Here is a 19,944-nt window from a genome sequence, read left to right as displayed (position 1 = left end):
CCCCCTACTTGTCGTTGGCCAACATGGCGTACTGTGCTGAGATCCGCTGATATGCGTCCTGCTGCTGTGCGGCGAGGATCTCTACCGAGTACCGCCCGTAGGTGAAGTAGCAGTGATATGCGAACTGTTCGCTATTGGGTGTGCGTACCTTGAAACACTGCGCGATCGGCAGAGCGGATGGCGATTCGATTCGACGCTCGAACTTGCTGTGTGAACGCTCCTGGAGCAGAGTCACCGCCGCATCTGCATCGCGAGCTCGGATCAGCTGTGCTGCACCGTAACTCACGTAATCGACCCCCGCTTTGTCGAAGCGTGCCTGCGACTTCGCGGAGTCGCCCACGGTGAGGAGGGCTGCGTGTTTGTCCAGGGTCCCGTCGTAGGTGTAGGCGATGACATCACCCTTTGGAACCGGCAGCGTCAGTCGGAGCAAGCCCTGAGGGTCGAGGGGAAGGTCTGCGAGCTTGTCTTTGGGAGTCGGTTGAAAGGTCTTCAATCGATCGACCGTGGCCGTGATCGCCTTGTCCGAAAGCCCGAGCAGGCCAGGTTGGTCCGAGACCTTCAACAGTGAGTTCTCGGAGTTTCTCACGACCGTCACGATGACGAATTTTCCGGTCGCATAGAACGACGCAAGGACCTGATGCGAGGGCAGCCAGATGACTTGCGCGGTTGGATACCGTGTGGACGGCGCCGGTTCTGGAGCGTCGGTGCTTTCGGTCCGTGCGAAACCACTGTGGGCGAGAGCTGTTGCGGCGGAATTCGCGGCATCTTCGCTATCGAAGATCATCACCGCGTTTCGCAACGAGTATGAGATTTCCCAGGCGGTATCCGACTGAGCCGCAGCGGCGAAACCTGCTACCAGACCAGGAGTGTTGGCAGCGAAATGCTCGTTGTCCAGCACGATCAGGAAAGGGTCGCCCTCGAAGGACTCCACACTGGTGAAGGGATGAGGACCGGCCATTGCGTGGGTCAAGGCGGGGTCGATCTCCATGGGGAGCGGCATCGCGCTGCCCAATCGCAACGCCTCCGCAGTTCGCGCGGCCCGGTCAGCGTCTGTCGGTGTGTACGACGTCGGCTTCGTCGGATAGTTGCCCGTATCAAGCTTCGTCAGATCAACCGTTTGCTGTTCAGCCGCATGTGATTCCGACCCGCACCCCGCGCTCACCAGGACCGAAATCGCCAGCGCTGCGGCCGCGGCCGCGCGCACCCCGAGACGGGCCGACCGTAGTCGGCCATGGCCATGACGCATGTCGAAACATCCCCCCGATACCGAATTACCTGTGACGCCGTACTTCTGGTGTGCCGAGTGTACTGGTGGGTCGGATGTGAGGCGCGCCATGCTGATTCGCTGTGAGGGTTCTTGCTGGTTGTGAGGCTTCAAAGGGCGGCTGGCAGGTCAGAAGGATTGGCTGTTCGCGAGTAGGGCGTATTGGGCGGCTGCCTTCTGTTGGGCATCGAGGAGTTGGTCGCCGGCGACCTGGGCCACGTAGCGGTGGTACTGGAGTGTGCAGGTGAATTTGTCCTTCTGGTTCCAGGCGCTGGCGCTGGTCCAGGGATAGGTGGTGTCGGGATGGGAGGTGCGGGCGCAGGTGGTGTCGGGGACGGCGGGGGGTTCGGCGGAATCCGGTGTGAGAGCGATGATTGCGTTCCGCAGGGCGATGGCGGACCCGGTGTCGGGTGTGCGGAAGAGGAGGCCGCCGTGGGCGGCGGTGGAGACGCGGTCGACGCCGTGTGCGTCCAGCAGGGGCTTCCACGTCGCCGGGGCTTGGACGTAGTGCAGATAGCCGCGGGCGGTATGGGTGATCTCCGAGTTCGCGTCGAGGGCAATGTAGTCCGTGGGGTGCAGGGTGCGGCGCAGCATGGCGTCGGGGTCGTAGTCGAGGCGGAAGATCTCGGGGGTGGACAGTCCGGGTGCCCGGTCGAGCAGAGGGAGTTGCGCGGCGAAGACCCGGTCGGCGAGGGAGCGGAGAGCATCCAGGTCGGCGGTGGGCGTCTGGACGAACACATCGGCCACGTAGCGTCCGTCGGCGATGGTGGCGGCGAGTGACGGAGTGCCGGGTCGCCAATGGGCTTTGGCGGCGGCGGTGCGGTCCAGGGTGACGCGGACGTTCTGATCGGGAGACACGTCGAAGTCGGCGGCCTCCATCCCCTCGGCCGCGGCTCGTGCTTGGTCCTCGTCGGGGAACTGGATCACGGTGACGCTGAACAAGGTGGCGTTCGGGCCGGCGATCATGCCGCCGAACGGCTGGAAGTTTCCGGAGACCTCGAAACCGATCATCTGGTCTCGTGCTTCGGTGCTGGCCGCAGCGGAATAGCCGTACACCATGTGGTTCCGCTCCAGCACCGGTTGCACCGCATCCCCCAGCATCGTGGAGATGCCCGACGGCGACCCGAGCACCCTGGACAGCACGGTGTGACCGAACATGGGATCCACCTCCGGCCCGACGACCACATTGTCGGCCAGCCGGGCAGTGGCGAGATTCTCCGCGATGATCATGGACCGGTCATAGGTCGTACGGACGTCGAGCGGGTCGGTCGGGTAGTTCCCCACCGGCAGTTGCCGGACGTCGACCTCCGCGGCGACCGCGACACCAGAGACATCGTGACCACATCCGGCCAGCGAAGGGATGGCCGCGACGGCCGCGATGCCGAGGGCCAGCCTGCCGAAAAGCTTTCTGCCGCACTCACGGCGGGTACCGATTCGCACCGCGATTCCCCTACTAGTCATTCGCGAGGATGGCGTACGGGGCGGAGATCCGCTGCGACGCATCCTGCCGTTGCTGGGACCACACGTGCGCCACGAACCGGCCGTAGGCGACTGTGCAATCGAACGGGAACGCGTGGCGGCTCGGGCCGTGATACTTCGTGCACCGGGCGCCCGGGAGACCCGCGGGCGATTCGATCCGATGGCGGAACTTGTCGACGAAATAGGTGTCGAGCAGATCTTTCGCGGCGGTGTCGTCCCTTGTGCGATACAGAACTCCCGCGCCGTAACCGACGGCGTCCACGCCGTCCTTCGCGAAGAGTGAGAGCGCCGCCCCGGAAGCGTATTCGCGGTGGAGTGCGCCGTGCGCATCGAGAGCGCCGTTGAATCCGTGCGCGGTTCGATCACCGGCCGGGCGCGGCAAGGTGAGGCGACTCATGCCCAGCGGGTCGAGCGGCAAGGAGGTGAGCCGGTCCGGCGGCGTCGGACGAAACGACTTCAACCGATCCTCGGTGACGGCAATGGCCTTGTCGAACTTAGCGATCAGGTCGGGCAGATCCGAGATCTTCTCGGATGCCTTCTCCTGATTCTGGATCAGCGTGCCGATGACGAAACTCCCCACCGGATAGAACCCGGCGACGACCTGGCGGACGGGCTGCAAGGACAACAGCGCACCGGGGTGGGCTTCCGACCGTGTGGGCTCGCCGGAGCCCTCGCCCCAATCCAGGAATCGGGCCGACGCGAATACCTCCGCTGCCGCGGCGGCGTCGCCGGCACTGTCGAAGGACAGGACCAGATCGGTGAGCCGATACCCGAGGTCGGCATCCACGTCGGTCTGTGCGGAGGTGGCGAACCCTGCGGTGAACCCCGTCGGATCGGTCGTGAACGCCGTGTCCTCCAACCACCCGAAGGCCGACTTACCGCCCCTCATCTCGGGGATCAGCAGGTCGGAGACATTCGTGAACGGGCGCACGCCACCAGCATTGATGGTCAGGGCCGGGTCGATATCCATCGGCAGCGGCATGGCGTCGCCGATCCGCAGCGCCTCCGCGGCGCGGCCCGCCGCACCGGCGTCGGACGCGGTGACCTGTATCGGCGTCGTGGCGTAACTGCCGGCGTCGAGCGACGTCAGATCGACCGAGTCCGCCTCGTGTGCAGTCGATTCCGACCCGCACCCAGCCACCACGAAAGATATGACGACTGATGCCGCTACCGCACACAGCCTTGTCCGGGCCGACTGAGGTCGGCCGACACCATGAATCACGTAGAACCTCCCCCGAACGGATTGCCCTCTGCGCCTTGGCATCTGGCACAAAGAGCATACTGGTAGGTCCGGGCAGAGGTGGACCCCTGGATCCGGGGGCCAACGGGGTCAGCGTCGGGCCGTGGCTCCGCTCGAGTAGTGCTGTTCCGCCGGCGTGGCGACCATTCGGGCGGTCGTCATGGTGGCGGGGTGCGCGCCACGTCAATCCGCTGCGGCACTTCTCACATCCATTGGCTGTTGGCGAGCAGTGCGTACTGGGCAGCTGCGCGTTGCTGGGCATCGAGCAGTTGGTCGCTCGCTACCCGGGCCACGTAGCGGTCGTAGTGGAGGTTGCAGACATAGGTGTCGTCGGTGTACCAGGTCTCGAAGCCCGACCAGCTGTTGGTTCTGCGGGCGGAGTTCCTGGCACAGACCACATCGGGGACACCCTCGGGTTTGTCGACGGGTTCGCCCGGCAGTCCGTTGATTCCGTCCCACAGGGCGGTCGCGGCCTTCGCATTCGGGGTTCGGAGCAGCAGCGCGCCCTTGTGGGCGGTCGAGACCCGATCCACCCCGTTGGCGGCCAGAAGCGGCTTCCAGGCTCCCGCGTTCTCCACGAGATGCAGGTAGCCGCGGGGAGAATGGGTGACTTCATCCAAGCCGTGAATTCCGAGAAAGTCGAAGGGGTGTAGGGTTCTGCGCAGCATTCCGTCCGGGTCATAGTTGAGGCGATAGACCTCGCGGGCCGACAGCGCGGGCGTTCTGTCGAGTAGCGGAAGCTCGGCGTCGAGCACCTTGTCGGTCAGTTCCCGCAGTGCACCGAGATCCGGTGTCGGCAGTGCGGTGAAGACATCGACAACATACTGGCCCTCGGTCGCTGTTGCAGCCATCGTCGGAACACCCGGCCGCCAATGAGCTGCTGCGCTCGGATGCCGGTCCAAGGTGATATGGGCATTCCGGTCGGGAGCGACACCGAAGTCGGCAGCCGCCATCTGCTCGCTGGCCGCCTGTGCCCGCTGCCGATCCGGGAATTGCAACACGGTGATGCTGAACGAGTCGGTGCCCGGAGCAGGGATGGTCCCGCCGAAGAGGCTGTAATTGTATGTGGAGTCCGGGTCCTGCAGCCTGGTCAGTGGGCGGTTCCCTACAGAAGCGGAGAAACCGAACATCATTCCGTTGCCCTCGAGCGCCGACTGGACCGGATCGCCGAGCACGCGCAAGGCAGATCCCAGCGTACTCAGCACATCCACCCGGAGGTTTTGATCGAACTTGGGATCGACATCGGCTCCGCTGACGACGGAGTCGGCCAGCCGCGCGATCGCCAGCTGAGTGCCGTCGATGACTGAGCGGTAATAATTCGCCCGGAATTCGAGCGGATCGGTGGAATAGTTGCCGATCGGGAAGTGTCGGACATCGACCTCCGCGGCGACGGCCGCGCCGGACGTATCGATCCCGCATCCGGCCAACGCTGGTATCCCCATGATCGTCGCGATGCCGAGCGCGATCATGCCGAAAGCTGTTCTGCTGTAACCGCGGTCGGTCTCGAGGCGTTTCATCGGCTCCCCCTCACTTGTCGTTGGCGAGGATGGCGAACTGCGCGGAGATCCGCTGGAACGCGTCCTGCTGCTGTTGTGACCACACCTGCGCCGCGTATCGCCCGTAGGTGACCGAGCAGACGAAGGGGAACGTCCGGGTATCGGGGCCGTGGTACTTCACACATCGCGCGTTCGGCAGCCCCGAGGGCGAGTCGATCCGACGATGGAACCTGTCGAGGAAATAGGTGTCGAGAAGATCCTTGGCCGCCGCCGAATCCCTTGTCCGATACAGAACTCCCGCTCTGTAGCTGACCGCGTCGACCCCGTCCCGATCGAAGGCCGCGCGGGCCGGCGTCGCTTCCGTCTCGTTCTGCAGAGCGCCGCGTGCGTCCAAGGTTCCCTCGAATGCGTATTCGGTCTGATCTCCGGCCGGACGGGGCAGGGATAGGCGAAGCATGCCCTGCGGATCCAGCGGCAGCGCGCCGAGCTGGTCCGGGGGAGTCGGCCGGAACGACTTCAGCCGGTCCACCGTGGCGTCGATGGCCTTGTCGGACTTGCCGATCAGATCAGGCAGATCAGAGATCTTCAAGCTGTTGTTCTCGGCGTCGTCCACCAACACGAGGGTGAGGAACTTCCCAGTCGGATAAAACGCCACCAGGTGCTGGAATTGGGGCAGCCAGGAGAGCAGCGCGGTGGGATGCGAACTCGACCGCGCGGGCTCGCCCGCGCCCGTGCCGTCATCCACGAAACCGTTGGCCGCGTAGGCGGTCGCGGCCGCGGCGGCATCGCCGTCGCTGTCGAAGCTCATGACCACTTCGGTGAGCCCGTATCCGAGGTCGCGATCGTCGTCTGTTCTCGCCGAGGTGACGAAGCCCGCCGTGAAGCCCGTGGGGTTCGTAGCGAAAGCGGTGCCGGCGAGCCACCCGAGGGCGATCTGGTGGCCTTCCAGCAGATCCGAGGTATTGGCGATGGGGTGTATGCCAATGTAATTGTGGGACAGGGCCGGATCGATCTCCGTGGGCAGCGGCATAGTGTTTCCCAGCCGCAGCGCCTCGGCCAGTCGGCCGGTCTCGGCCGCGTCGGTGGTGGTGATCGGCGTCGGCTTGGTCGCGAAACTGCCGGTATCGAGTTTGCTGAGGTCGATCGAGTTGTCCTCAGCCGCAAGGTAATCAGATTCGCAAGCCGAACTTGTCAGGACTGTGATTGCCAATGCCGCTGCTGCCGCTGCGCGCAGCAGGACGCGAGCCGACCGTGGTCGGCTGAAACCGTGACGCATGCCGAATATTCCCCCGACGAAACCGAATGACCAGTCGCACTCAGCTACTGGCGTGCACAGCATACCGGCATGCCTGGGGTTGCGGCCCTCGCTGTGAAACCGTGCCGCGTATCAGTGTCGACCCTGCGGCCCCGCTCGGATATTAGCTCACGGGCAGTCGAACTCCTCGCCTCGTACGCCAGGCGAAGGCGGCGACCTCTGCCAGAAGATCTGCACCGCAGCGAAATCCATCATGCAGGAGATCGCCGGCAACCTGCCGCGGCGCTGAGCACATGGCCCGCACCGCTCGCGCGGCGGTAGGTTGTCCGCTGCGTGACGGAGCTCCGCTCTCCAAGGTTCGAGTCCCGTACGCCGACGCTGCCTCCACTCAGGTGCGCGGCCTACGCGAACGTCTCCCCGCCCTGGCTCTTGAACCAACGTGCTGTGGATAGATTGTTCATGGGCTTGGTTTCCCCTCGGCACCTGTCCTGGAATCAGGGCCGGCTGAACGAACCTCCGCTGATGCCGGCGGTGAAGGTGTCCCATTCGTCAGGTGCGAAGGTCAGTACCGGGCCGGTGGGGTTCTTCGAGTCGCGGACGCCTACCTTGCCGCTCGCGAAGAAGGCGACCTCCACACACTCCCCGCCCCCTGAGCTGTGACTGGACTTGAACCACTGGCCGCGGTGCAGCTCAACGTTCACTCTCGTGCCTCCTGGCTATCTCTCTGATCATGTCGCGGCTCGGGCGTGCGTCCAGGCTCGCCTGGTGGAGTTTCAGGAACGCATGCCGGAATTTCTCCACGTCCGATCGCTTCTCGAGGTAGGCGCTGCCCGCGTAGCCCTCGCAGTAGACCTGTGCGGGGTCGACCGGTTGATTGCCGTGGTTGTCACTCGCGAAGTCCATGATCGTGAACGGCGGCACCGCCATTCCGACAGGGAGACCCGCCTGATAGTTCATCACGCGGAGATCGATGTTGTCCTGGCTGCTCAGGTTCGCGATGTGGCGGCATTGTGCCGACATCACTCGATTGTTCCCGACGACGGTTCGAAGTGCGTTCTCGTGCAGGACAATCGACATCCTGCTTGGTTTGTGTGAGCGCGTGAGAATGCATTGTCGCTGTACACGGATCTGGATTCGCCGATCGAGTTCGTGCTCGGTGTCATCGGGGAAGTAGAGCCGGTCGAGTGCTCGCGCGTAGTCGGCGGTCTGGAGCAGCCCGTGCACGATCAAGGGCTGAAAGACGGTCAAGGACGTCGCACGGGACTCCAGTCCGACAAACGGGTTCGCCCATGCGGGGATGAGATCGCTGTAAGCCTGCCACCACGACTTGGCGGGGACCTGCGCAGCCAGCCCCTTCGCGACGGCGGTCGCATCCTTGTCCAGCCCGTATGCCTCACAGACCGCCAAAATATCTGTGACTCTGACCTTTTTGGTCTCGCCCCGCTCGAGCCGGCTCAATGTTGGCCGACTCCACTGCACCAGGGCGGCGGCCTGTTCGAGATTCATTCCCGCCATCGCCCTCGCATCCCGTAGCAATCGGCCGAGCTGGCGGCGCGGCAACGTGGTGTCGGTGTCCTCCGGTTCGTCCGCCATGCGCCTGCCCTCTCATCAGGTTGCGTCGTTTATCTCGGACCGAGAAAAGCGTATGCGTGTCGTGAGAAGCGACCTGGGGTTTCGTGCCAATTTCGCAGATCGACTCGCCGTGCCGATCCGGCTTCCGCTTCCGGCGCATTGTTTCGCCATCGGGCGACACCGGTCGCCGTCGATCGGCTCGAAACATGTGGGAGGTCGTAATGGCTTGGGATGCATGGGCATTGCTGTCGATCATCGCGCTGTGTGCCGCCGTCATCGGGTGGTCCGCCTGGGGCTTCTACTGGGACGATGGATCCGCGATCGATTGGGTGCGTGTCCGCGTCCGCTAGGCCCACGAACCGGCAGCCTTCGCGAACTGTGTGCAGCGCCGACTGAGACGTCCACAATGCCGAGTGTCGCGCCGACCGAACCGGCCGGCGCGACCGGTGATCAGCGCCGGGCCGCAGCTCCACTCAGGTAGTGCTGTTCCGCCGGGGTGGTGACCATCATGGCGGTGGTCATGGTGGCCGGCGTGTGGACCGAGATCGTGTGCGGTGCGTCCGGGTGTTGGACGATCGTCACGTCGGCGTCTGGCTGGTAGTCGGCGGGGATCGCTTCGTGGATGGTGACGACGGTGGCCGAGCCCGGGGGAGCTGTGGTGGGGACGCCGTCGAAGACGATGACTGTGGCGGCTGGGCTGGCGAGGCGGCCCGTGACGGCTGTGCCTCGGGAGCTGTGGGTTACCGAGGAGGCCAGGGAGAGGGCGTGGGGGGCGGCGACATTGGTGACCATGCCCTGCCAGGCCCAGGGGCGGGCGGTGTGGACTACCGCGCCGGCGCCGAGGGCGATGGCGCGGATGATGACCTGTTGGGCCAGTTGGAGGCTGGCGATGATGTCGATGCGGCGGGAGCCGTCGCCGATGAGGGGGACGGCGATACCGCTGCCGGTGGCGTCGGCGCCGATGAGCTGGCCGCAGCCGGCGGTGGGCATGGTGATGTCGGTGAGGACGTCGACCGGGCCGCGGTAGCCGGAGGGGCGGATCTCCTGGGTGCCGTAGGACAGGATGTCCATGAGGGCCCAGAGTTGGCGGCGGGGGAGTTCCTTCAGGCCCGCCACGGGGGGTTCGCCGTGCTCGTAGGGGGTGTCGTAGCGGACTCGGGCGTCCACCTCGACGATGGCGGCGGGCTGGCCGGGCTTGGCGCCGGGCTCGGGGACCGGCTGCAGGCGGACGGTGACGGTGGTGGCGAGGCTGCGGACCGCCCAGATCTTGGCCAGGCCGTCGGAGTTGAACAGCTGCGGATCGATCTGGTAGCTGGTCAGGTGAATGCCGTTGTGCTCCAGGTTGTCCGGGTGCTCGGTGAACTCGGCGACGGGGATGCCGCGGGTGAGTTCGCGCAGGGCGGTGGACATTTCGGAGGTGGTCAGGACCGAGGCCGTGATGCCGTGCCCGGCCAGGCGGTTCGCGACTCGGCGGGTGGCGACCAGGGCCGAACGGAGCGCGCCCTCGGGGCCGCCGCCGCGATTGTCGACCGCCTTGGCATTGTCGAGCGGGTTCAGGCGCAGCACCAGCCACATGGTGCGGTGCGCGATGGCGGGCAACGGGCCCAGGATCTCGTCGTAGAGACGGCCCAGCGGGGCGATGCTGGCCGCGTAGCCGGAGATCACCGCCTCGGTGCTGGCGGTGCGGGTGCCGGTGCTGATGACGTCCACCGAATGCAGCTCGACATCGTATTGGCGCAGGCAGGCCGCGATCTCGTTGAGCGGCAGCAGCTGATCGGTACTCAGCGAGCCGCGGCGCAGCAGAGTCAGTGTGTCCGGCGGCGGGTCGATGCGGAGCATGGTGGTCAGCAGGGTGCCGTCCCAGCGCAGACCGCAGCTGCCGCCGTCGGGGAGCGGGACGTCGACCGCGGCGTTCTCGTCGAGATTCGCGCGGCGGGCCTGCTGCCAGCGGTAGGTCGCCCAACGGCCCAGCCGCAGACCGATCGGGACGCCGCCCACCGGGATCAACAGGATCAGCGCGGGAATCAGACCGGCCGGGAGCGCACCCCACCACGGGGCCTTCAACGCCACCGCGACCAGGGAGAGCACGACGCCCAACAGCGCGGCCGGAATCACCAGGCGCAGCGGCAGATTCCGCAGCAGCCACAGATCGTCCGAACGTAGCTCGGAGGCAACGGCATTCGCGGCAGCGGTCGCGTTGGACTGCGGCGCGCGCCGCCTGCGCGACCGGGCCTCGGGCTCTGGAGTGCCCGAGCGGTCCGGCTGGGATCCCGACGATTGCGGCGCGGCCGGTGGGGCCTGAGGGGCCTGCGGCTGCGGAGCCGGAGCGGGCGGCGGCACCGGCCGTGGCGGCGCCGCGACATTCGAGGTGCGATTCAGGAAGTCATCGAACTCGCGCCCGAAACCGCTTCCCCCACTGGGTGAGTGGCCGGGCGCGCCCTGCGGTTGGCCAGGATTACCGTGCCCTTGGCCGGGATGACCGGCCTGCCCAGGATGACCGGGCGCCTGGCCGGGATCACCGTATGCCTGACCGGGGCCGTACGACTGCCCCGGATCGCCATACCCCTGGGGTGGACGGCCCTGCCGCTCGCTCCCACCATTTCCGCCCGGCTGATAGCCGCCCGCTCCCCGCGGAAAGTCGTTCACAGTTCAGTTGCCCCTCAGTCGGCGGCCGACGCCAGATTCAGCGAGGTGAGCAGGGTGCTCAACGCGGCCTTCATGTCGGGACCCTCGATGCGCATGAGCACCGATTCGTCCACGGCGCTCAGATCGATGGATTCGTCGTTGGCCAAGCGGAACTCGCGTTCCTCCTCGGCCGCCTCGATCAGGTTGCGGATGAAGCGACCGTTGCCGGCCACGTCGACCCCGCGGCGCGGTTGCCCGCTCTGATCGGTGCTCTCCATCGTGTAGAGCTTCTGACAGGTGGTGATCAGCGCGGCCAGCGCGTCCTCGGACAGGTCCGAATCCCGTTTGGACGCAACGACTTCACCGATCGCGCCGAGTTCCTCGGCGGTGTAGGACGGGAACTGGAGCCGCTTGGCGAAGCGGGACGCCAGACCGTCGTTGGCGGCCAGGAAGCGGTCGATCTCGCCGTCGTATCCGGCGATGATCACCACCAGGCGGTCACGGTCGTTCTCCATACGGGCCAGCAGGGTGTCGACGGCCTCGCGGCCGAACGCGTCACCGCCGGAGAGCCCGGTCTGGATCAGGGTGTACGCCTCGTCGATGAACAGCACGCCGTCCATGGCGGTGTCGATCAGGGCGTCGGTCTTGATGGCGGTGGAACCCAGGTGCTGGCCGACGAAGTCGGAGCGCTTGGTCTCGACCACCTTGTCGGTCTTGAGAATGCCCAGGCCGCAATAGATCTTGGCGACCACGCGCGCGATGGTGGTCTTACCGGTTCCCGGCGGACCGGTGAAGGCCAGGTGCTGGCCGCGCGCGGAGCTCGAAAGCCCCTTCTCCGCCCGGATCTTCGCCAGCTGCGCACTCGACTGCAACTTGGCCACCTGCGTTTTCACCGCCGCCAGGCCGATCTGCTTGTCCAGCTCGGCGCGCGCCTGGGCCAGGATCTCCTTGGCCCGGTCCTCGTGCTCGGCGGCCTGCTTCTCCTCCAGCGAGGGCGCCGACGCCGGATCCCAGCGGTCGGTGCGGGCCTCGATCACCTCCTTCGAGGTGAGCGTGATCCGGTAGGTGCGGTCGCGCATGGCCGCGGTGTTGGCGTCGAAATCCGGTGCCTGCGAATACACCTTCTCGAACAGCGCCTGCGCCTCCTCGGCCGCGCCGTTCTCACGCAGGCACAGGCCGCGGCAGAACATGGCCGCGGTGCGGGCCGCCGGAATCGGGCCCGCCTCGGCGGCCTCCATGCGGCGGATCGCCTCACCGAACAGGCCCAGCTGCGCGCAGGCCGTACCGACCATCACATGCGCGCCGGCGGCCAGATACGGGTCCTCCCAGCTGTCGGAGCCATTGAGGACGGTCATCACGTCCGGCCAGCGCTGGGCGTTGTAGTGCAGGATGCCGCGCACGTATTTCGCGATCCGGCCGTCGATTTCGAAGTCCGGTTCCGAGGCCCGCGCCCGGCGGTGCTTCTCGAGTTCGTCGAGGACCTGTTCGGCCTCGTCGTACTGCTTCTCCGCGATCAGGTGCGCCGCCCACGCCAGGTGGGTTTCGGTGAAACTCGCCAGCGGATAGTCGATGTAGAGGCCCGGCAGGAAACGTCCGGCAAGCGTCCGTGGCGGCAGGCCCAACCGGCGCTGTTCCCGTCCCAGCGAGACGGTGCTGCACTTGTACAGGTTGCTCAGAACATCCGTGGTGACCTCACCGGCGGCGGCCCGGCCCAGCCAGGCGTCGGCCATGGTGGGGTCCCACTCCGTGGCGCGCTGGAACGCCAGTTTCGCGTAGTCGAGGTCCCGGTTCGATTCCTGGCCCTCGATGCTCAACCCCAAGGACAGCACTCCCGCGTCGAAGGCGCGTTGGGCCTGGCGAGTGTCGATCATCCTAGTCGAACCCCGAATTCGTCGAACCTGGTTGGTCTTTCGTTCACTTTCCCCACCCACACCGCGCGAATCGCACGCCTGGGGACAGTCGGATACATTATGGTTAACCGCCCTGGGCGGGCAACTGTTGAGAGCTATAGGGGAGCAGTTCAGCAAGTGACAGCACAGTCGATCAGCGGCCCGCGGGCGGCTGAACCCGAATTGTGCCGAGTGTCCGTCATCGGGGGGAATACCCAGCTCGACGTCGGTCTGCCGGCCAACGTGCCGATCGCCGCGTTCATCGGTGATCTGGTGCGTCTCATCGAATCCCGCAATCCCGATCCGATCGGCGGCGATGAGGGTGGCACGCCACTCCAATCGCAGCATTGGACACTGGCCAAATTGGGCCGCGACATGATCGCGCCCAGCCAGACCCTCAATGACGCCGAGATCTACGACGGCGAATTGCTGGTGCTGCGAGCGGTTTCCGCCAAGGAAGCGCCCGCGCTGTTCGACGACGTGATCGACGCTGTGTCGAGACTCACGGCCGAGGAGTTCCGCAGCTGGTCGCCGACCGCGGCCCGCTGGACCGGTCTGGTGGCCGGAGTGTCGGCGGTGCTGTTCGCGGTACTGCTGGCGCTGTTGTCGCGTGCGGACGGCGACAAGTTCGTCGCGCCGCCGCTGCTACTGCTCGGCGCGATCGGAGCACTGGTCGCCGGCGCGATCGCCATGCGCAAGTACGCCGACGAGCTGACCGCCACCGTGCTCACGCTGTGCATGCTGCTGCTCGCCTTCGGCGGCGCGGCGCTGGCCGTGCCCGGTTCGCTCGGCAGTCCGCACCTCATGCTCGGCGCGTCCGCGACCCTGCTGCTCGCCGTCGTCGGCTACCGCATCATCGGGGCCGGCGCAGCGGTGGTGTCCGCGGTCGTGACCGTGGTGCTGCTGTCCGGACTCGGCGCCGCCGTGCGCATGATCTGGGACGCCGGAGTGCCGAAAGTGGCTGCGGGCGTTCTGGTCGCATCGATCGTCGTGCTGTCGATGGTGCCGCGACTGGCCGCCATGCTGGCCCGACTACCCGTGCCGCCGGTGCCCACCGCCGGCGCGGCCATCGACCCGGCCGACCACGAACCCCGGCCCACCATCGAAGGCATCGGCGCGATCGGCGCCACCGTGCTGCCGTCCGCGCACGGACTCGGGCAGCGCGCCCGCACGGCCAATCAGTTCCAGACCGGCATCGTGGTCGGCAGCGCCATCGGCGCCGTCGCCGGTGCGCTGGGCACGGCCGATCCACTGAACTCCGACCGCTGGCAGGGCATCGCGCTCGCCGTGGTCGTCTCGATCATCCTCTGCCTGCGCGGGCGCTCGTTCGCCGATCTCACCCAGGCCGCCACCCTGATCGTCAGCGGCTGCGTCACCTTCATCGGGCTGGCGGTGCTGCTGGCGGTCGCCGATGACGGCATGCCGTTGCTCTCGGCCGGACTGCTGCTGGCCTTCGCGGTGGGCGCCATCGGATTCGGCGTCATCGGTCCGCACGTCGAGGTCACCCCGGTCACCCGGCGCTTCAACGAGATCTTCGAGTACGGCTTGATCTGCTCGATCGTCCCGGTGGTGCTGTGGATCATGGATGTCTACTCGACGGCCCGGAACATATGATCGCGCGTCCCGGAAACTGGGCGCGAACACTGTGTGCGGCAGCGATTCTCGGCGGTGCGCTGCTGGGGCCGCAGGCCCCGGTCGCGAATGCGGCTGTCAGTCAGCCCAATCCCGACCTGTCCCATCTGGGGGAGGCGCAGGGGCTGGCGGGTAAGCCCGCGCCACCGGTGCCGACGCAGAAGAACGCCGTCTGCGTGGAACAGTCGCTCAAGGGCGACGCGCCGCGCGACGAACCAGTCGCGCAGAAGGTGCTCGACCTGCCCGCGGTGTGGCGGGCCAATCCCGGCCCGAACCGCAAGGGCGCGGGGCAGAAGGTCGCGGTCATCGACACCGGTGTCAATCGGCACCCCCGGCTGGCGAACCTCCAGGGCGGCGGCGATTACGTCGCCGAGGGCGACGGCACCAGCGAGGACTGCGACGGCCACGGCACTTTGGTGGCCGGCATCATCGGCGCGCAGCCCAGCCCGGACGACGCCTTCGTGGGTGTCGCGCCGGACGCGGAGATCCTGTCGATCCGCCAGCTCAGCGACGCCTACAAGGCCAAGGACTCGGCGGGCGGGGAAACGCCCGGCAGCATGAGCAAGTCCGGCTACGGCAATATGCAGACCCTCGCCGCGGCCGTGGTGCGCGCGGTGAACATGGGCGCCACCGTCATCAATATCTCCGAGGACGCCTGCACCGCCGCGGGCGGCGACACCGCCGACGCGGTACTCGGCGACGCGGTGCGCTTCGCCTTCGAGCAGAACGTGGTCGTGGTGGTGGCCGCGGGCAACGTGGACCAGAACAGCGGCTGCGGAACCCAGAACGACACCTACACCGACAGCCGGATCAGCTGGAGCAAGGTCAAGACCATCGCCAGCCCGGCCTGGTTCGACAAGTACGTGCTCCCGGTCGCCTCGATCGACCCCAACGGCAGCCCGTCGAGTTTCTCGCTCTACGGCCCGTGGGTGGGGGTCGCGGCCATCGGCACCAATATCGTCTCCCTCGACAACAAGCCGGGCGGGACCGGACTGGTCAACGCCACCGGCGTCGACTCGGGCCAGAAGGCGCTCAACGGAACCAGTTTCGCCGCACCGTATGTGGCGGGCCTGGCGGCGCTGGTGCGGGCCAAGAACCCGGACTGGACCGCGCGGCAGGTCATGAACCAGATCATGCTGACCGCACACCAGCCCGGCACCGGCCGCGACGATCGCATCGGCGCGGGTCTCATCGACCCGGTCGCCGCGCTCACCACCGTGTTCCCGGCGGCCGTGCTCACCGCCGAGACGCCCGAGCTGCCGATCCACGCCGACGCCGACCAGTCCCACGCCTTCCCCAAGCCCGTGCAACCCGCCGGCCCGCCGCGCCTGCCGCGGCTGGTGGCCACCGTCGGCACCATCGTCTGCCTGTCCGCGCTGGGAATCGGTCTCGCCGTGTCGATTCCGTTCCGCCGCCGCAGCAGCGACGACGAGCTGCCCGACCTCGATTAGACGACCGGAGATACAGCCATGGCTACCGAAGGTTTCGTGCGCCGACCCCGCATCGCGCCACCCCGCGCGCCCGGCGGGGAGATGGCGCTGACCGCGCCGCCGGAGATCCCGCGGCCGGTCGCCGCGCCCCTGATGGCCAAGCTGATGCCGGTCGTCATGGTGGTCGCCATGATCGGCATGCTCGCCATGATGAGCCTCATGGGCCGCTCCATGCTGTCCAACCCGTACATGATGATGATGCCGATGATGATGATCATGTCGATGGCCGGCATGCTCATGGGTCAGCGCGGCAGCAGCAAGAGCTCCTCGGAACTGAACGAGGAACGCAAGGACTACTTCCGCTACCTCGACCAGACCCGCCGCGAAGTCCGGCGCACCGGGCAGAAGCAGCTCGAGACGCTGATCTGGAGCCACCCCGAACCGGCCGACCTGCCCTCGATCGTGGGCTCGCGGCGCATGTGGGAGCGGCGGCCCGCCGACCCCGACTTCGGGCACGTGCGCGTCGGCATCGGCACCCACCGGCTCGCCGCCAAGCTGGCGCGGCCGGAGACCGGACCGCTCGAGGACCTGGAGCCGGTGTCCACCGTGGCGTTGCGTCGTTTCGTGCGAACGCATTCCGTGGTGCACCACCTGCCGACCGCGGTGTCGCTGCGCGCCTTCCCGGCCATCAATGTGGAGGGCCCGGTCGAGGACGCGCGTGGGCTGGTGTGGTCGATGCTCATGGAGCTCACCGCGTTCCACGGCCCCGACCACGTCGCCGTCGCCATCGTCACCGCCGAACCCGACTGTGAGGCCTGGGCGTGGGCGAAATGGCTGCCGCACGTCCAGCATTCGAGCGAACGCGACGGCATGGGCGCGTCCCGCATGATCTACGGCTCGCTCGGCGAGCTGGAGACCGCGCTCGCCGACGACCTGCTCGAGCGCGGCCGGTTCATGCGCAACCCGCAGCCCACCCAGGGGCGGCTGCACCTGGTCGTCATCATCGACGACGGATACGTCAGCGGCAGTGAGCGTTTGATCAGCGAATCCGGTCTGGACGCGGTCACCGTCATCGACCTGAGCGCCGCCGAGAACAGCCTGGCCGCGCGCCGCGGACTGCAGCTCGTCGCCACCGGCGGCGAGGTGTTCGCCAAGAGCGCGGCGGGCACCGAGAAGTTCGCCAACGCCGACACCGTGACGCTGGCCGAGGTCGAGTCCTTCGCGCGCAGCCTGGCCCGCTTCCGGATCGCCACCGCGGCGCAGATCGTCAGCCTCGGCGACAACACCACCGCCAGCGACCCGGGCCTGATGAACCTGCTCAAGATCCCGGACGCCGCGCAGATCGACCCCGCCAAGGTGTGGCGGCCGCGCGCCGGGCGCGAACGACTACGCGTGCCGATCGGCATCACCCCCGACGGGACGCCGGTCGAGATCGACATCAAGGAATCCGCCGAGAACGGCATGGGCCCGCACGGCCTGTGCATCGGCGCGACGGGTTCCGGTAAGTCGGAATTCCTTCGCACGCTGATTCTTTCGATGGTCACCACGCACTCGCCGGACCAGCTCAACCTGATCCTGGTCGACTTCAAGGGTGGTGCGACCTTCCTCGGCATGGACCCGCTGCCGCACGTGGCGGCGGTCATCACCAACCTCGAGGAAGAGCTCGAGCTCGTCGACCGTATGCGCGACGCGCTCGCCGGTGAGATGAACCGGCGTCAGGAACTGCTGCGCTCGGCGGGCAACTTCGCCAATGTCGTCGAGTACGAGAAGGCGCGCGCGGCCGGGGTGCCGCTGGACCCGCTGCCCGCGCTGTTCGTGGTCATCGACGAGTTCTCCGAATTGCTCTCGCAGAAGCCGGATTTCGCGGATCTGTTCGTCATGATCGGCCGACTGGGCCGGTCGCTGCACGTGCACCTGCTGCTCGCCTCGCAGCGGCTCGAGGAGAACAAGATGCGGGGCCTGGACTCGCATCTGTCGTACCGCATCGGTCTGCGAACCTTCTCGGCCAACGAGTCGCGCGCCGTGCTCGGCATCACCGACGCCTACCACCTGCCCGGTATCCCGGGTTCCGGTTACCTCAAGAGCGACGCGTCGGATCCGTTGCGGTTCAACGCGACCTACGTGTCCGGGCCCTACGTCGCGCCCCGTTCGGCCCGCCAGGCCGCCGACGGCACCACCGTCGTCGAGGCGCCGCCGCGCGAATTCACCGCCGCCATGGTCGAGATCCTCGAGCGGCCCGAACCGGAGAACCCGTTCGATCCGCTCGACCTGCTGCCGCCCCCGCCGCCGTCGGGCGACGAGGGCCTGCCCGACAGCCTGCTGCAGACCGTCGTGAAACGCCTGACCGGGCACGGCCGTCCCGCCCACGAGGTGTGGCTGCCGCCGCTCGAGGAATCGCCGACCGTGGACATGCTGCTGCCGGATCCGGACTGGCGTTCGCCGGTCAACCGGCACGGGCAGCTGTGGATGCCGATCGGCATCATCGACAAGCCCTACGAGCAGCGCCGCGACGTGCTCACCATCAATCTCGCGGGCGCGCAGGGCAATGTGGCCGTCGTCGGCGGTCCGCAGTCCGGCAAGTCGACCACGCTGCGCACCATCATCATGTCCGCGGCGGCCACCCACACGCCCGAACAGGTGCAGTTCTACTGCCTCGACTTCGGTGGTGGCTCCATGGCCGGTCTGGTCGGGCTGCCGCACGTCGGTTCGGTCGCGGGCAAGCTCGACTCCGACCGGGTGCGGCGCACCATCGCCGAGCTCACCACCCTGCTGCGCGAACGCGAGGAGCGCTTCGCCGGGCTGGGCATCGAATCCATGGCCGAGTTCCGGCGGCGCAAGCACGCCGCGCAGAACGCGCCGCAGTCCGACGACCCGGTGCTGGGCGACCGCTTCGGCGACGTGTTCCTGGTCATCGACAACTGGCAGGTCGTCCGCGAGGAATTCGACAGCCTGGAGCCGCTGGTTGGACAGCTTGCCGCACAGGGCCTTTCGTACGGCATCCACGTGATCCTGGGCGCCAACCGGTGGGGCGAGATCCGGGCCTCGGTCAAGGACATGATCGGCACCCGCATCGAACTGCGACTGGGTGACCCCTCGGACTCCGAGATGGGCCGCCGGGTCGCGGTCAACGTGCCGCTCAACCGGCCCGGCCGCGGTCTCACCTCCGACCAGCTGCACATGCTCATCGCCATGCCGCGCCTGGACTCCGACACCAATGCCCAGAACCTGGCCGAGGGCGTGGCCGCCGCGCGCACCGAGATGCAGGCCATCTGGGGCGAGCGCCGCGCGCCCGAGGTCCGCACCCTGCCCGGCAACGTGCCCCGCGAGCAGATCCTGGAACTGGCTCGCCGCCACGGCATCCAGCAGGGCCCGACCAAGGTGGTCATCGGCGTCGGCGAATCCGAGCTGCAGCCGATCGTGCTGGACTTCGCCTCCGACCCGCACTTCATGGTGTTCTCCGAGGTCGAGTCCGGCAAGACCACGGTGCTGCGCAACATCATTCGCGGCATCGCCGAGAGCTCCAACGCCGACACCGCGCGCGTCATCCTCATCGACTACCGTCGCACCCTGCTCGGGGTCCTGGAGGGCGACCAGCTCGCCGGGTACTCCACCTCCTCGCAGACCTGCGGCGGCATGATCAAGGAAGTCGTCAACTACCTGTCCAAGCGCATCCCCGGCTCCGACATCACCCCGCAGCAGCTGCGCGACCGGGACTGGTGGACCGGCCCCGAGATCTATGTCGTGGTCGACGACTACGACATGGTGGTGGCGGGCGGAAACCCGTTGGGTGCGTTGATCGAACTGCTCCCACAGGCCCGCGACATCGGCCTGCACGTGGTCATCTCCCGCAATATGGGCGGCATCTCCCGAGCCCTCTACGACCAGGTGCTCGGCTCGATGAAGAACCTGTCCGTCCCCGCGCTGCTCATGAGCGGCTCCCGCGACGAGGGCAAGCTCATCGGCGACATCCGCCCCATGCGCCTGCCCCCCGGCCGCGGCATCCTCTGGTCCCGCTCCCGCGGCGACGAGATGATCCAGATCGCCGACCTGCCCGCGCTGTAG

At 67.2% G+C, this 19,944-nt stretch carries 13 protein-coding genes; 4 read left to right on the top strand and 9 right to left on the bottom strand.

Features of this window, described 5'->3' with window-relative positions:
- Positions 1-4 precede the first annotated feature (4 nt).
- The 7 genes from ACWEOI_RS00935 to ACWEOI_RS00905 form a co-directional block, all read right to left on the bottom strand.
- On the bottom strand, positions 5-1,246 hold the full coding sequence (locus ACWEOI_RS00935) for a DUF7373 family lipoprotein (protein WP_452358612.1): 1,242 nt from the start codon (positions 1,244-1,246) through the stop codon (positions 5-7).
- Positions 1,247-1,393: 147 nt separating this feature from the next.
- A complete protein-coding gene (locus tag ACWEOI_RS00930) occupies positions 1,394-2,704 on the bottom strand; it encodes a DUF7373 family lipoprotein (protein WP_452358611.1) in 1,311 nt (436 codons plus the stop codon).
- Positions 2,705-2,717: 13 nt separating this feature from the next.
- A complete protein-coding gene (locus ACWEOI_RS00925; RefSeq protein ID WP_452358610.1) occupies positions 2,718-3,884 on the bottom strand; it encodes a DUF7373 family lipoprotein in 1,167 nt (388 codons plus the stop codon).
- 302 nt (positions 3,885-4,186) lie between these two features.
- A complete protein-coding gene (locus tag ACWEOI_RS00920; RefSeq protein WP_452358609.1) occupies positions 4,187-5,500 on the bottom strand; it encodes a DUF7373 family lipoprotein in 1,314 nt (437 codons plus the stop codon).
- Between the two features lie 10 nt (positions 5,501-5,510).
- On the bottom strand, positions 5,511-6,818 hold the full coding sequence (locus ACWEOI_RS00915; protein ID WP_452358608.1) for a DUF7373 family lipoprotein: 1,308 nt from the start codon (positions 6,816-6,818) through the stop codon (positions 5,511-5,513).
- Positions 6,819-7,228: 410 nt separating this feature from the next.
- Positions 7,229-7,435: a DUF397 domain-containing protein gene (locus ACWEOI_RS00910; protein WP_433670722.1), complete on the bottom strand. Its 207-nt coding sequence runs from the start codon at positions 7,433-7,435 to the stop codon at positions 7,229-7,231.
- Positions 7,425-8,327 (bottom strand): Scr1 family TA system antitoxin-like transcriptional regulator, encoded by a 903-nt coding sequence (locus tag ACWEOI_RS00905; protein WP_433670723.1) that lies wholly within the window; start codon positions 8,325-8,327, stop codon positions 7,425-7,427. The genes ACWEOI_RS00910 and ACWEOI_RS00905 overlap by 11 nt, the downstream gene beginning before the upstream one ends.
- Before the next feature lie 200 nt (positions 8,328-8,527).
- Here ACWEOI_RS00905 and ACWEOI_RS00900 point away from each other — a divergent pair, with 200 nt between their 5' ends.
- Complete coding sequence (locus ACWEOI_RS00900) at positions 8,528-8,656, top strand: hypothetical protein (protein ID WP_433670724.1); 129 nt, start codon at positions 8,528-8,530, stop codon at positions 8,654-8,656.
- A gap of 100 nt (positions 8,657-8,756) precedes the next feature.
- Here the strand turns inward: ACWEOI_RS00900 and eccE are convergent, their stop codons facing one another.
- Complete coding sequence (eccE, locus tag ACWEOI_RS00895) at positions 8,757-10,952, bottom strand: type VII secretion protein EccE (RefSeq protein WP_452358607.1); 2,196 nt, start codon at positions 10,950-10,952, stop codon at positions 8,757-8,759.
- A gap of 14 nt (positions 10,953-10,966) precedes the next feature.
- Positions 10,967-12,802, bottom strand: a complete 1,836-nt coding sequence (gene eccA / locus ACWEOI_RS00890; RefSeq protein ID WP_433670727.1) for a type VII secretion AAA-ATPase EccA — start codon at positions 12,800-12,802, stop codon at positions 10,967-10,969.
- Between the two features lie 210 nt (positions 12,803-13,012).
- On the opposite strand from eccA, the gene eccD reads away from it, so the two are divergent.
- The 3 genes from eccD to eccCa are packed head-to-tail and all read left to right on the top strand — an operon-like array spanning position 13,013 to position 19,944.
- A complete protein-coding gene (eccD, locus tag ACWEOI_RS00885; RefSeq protein WP_452358606.1) occupies positions 13,013-14,434 on the top strand; it encodes a type VII secretion integral membrane protein EccD in 1,422 nt (473 codons plus the stop codon).
- Entirely contained in the window at positions 14,431-15,903 is a 1,473-nt protein-coding gene (mycP, locus tag ACWEOI_RS00880; protein ID WP_452358605.1) for a type VII secretion-associated serine protease mycosin, read from the top strand. The genes eccD and mycP overlap by 4 nt, the downstream gene beginning before the upstream one ends.
- An 18-nt stretch (positions 15,904-15,921) precedes the next feature.
- Positions 15,922-19,944, top strand: a complete 4,023-nt coding sequence (gene eccCa / locus ACWEOI_RS00875) for a type VII secretion protein EccCa (RefSeq protein ID WP_452358604.1) — start codon at positions 15,922-15,924, stop codon at positions 19,942-19,944.

The organism is Nocardia sp. NPDC004340, assembly GCF_053602575.1.
The sequence above is the reverse complement of the archived record's forward strand: the minus strand, read 5'-3'. Positions and strand labels throughout refer to the sequence as shown.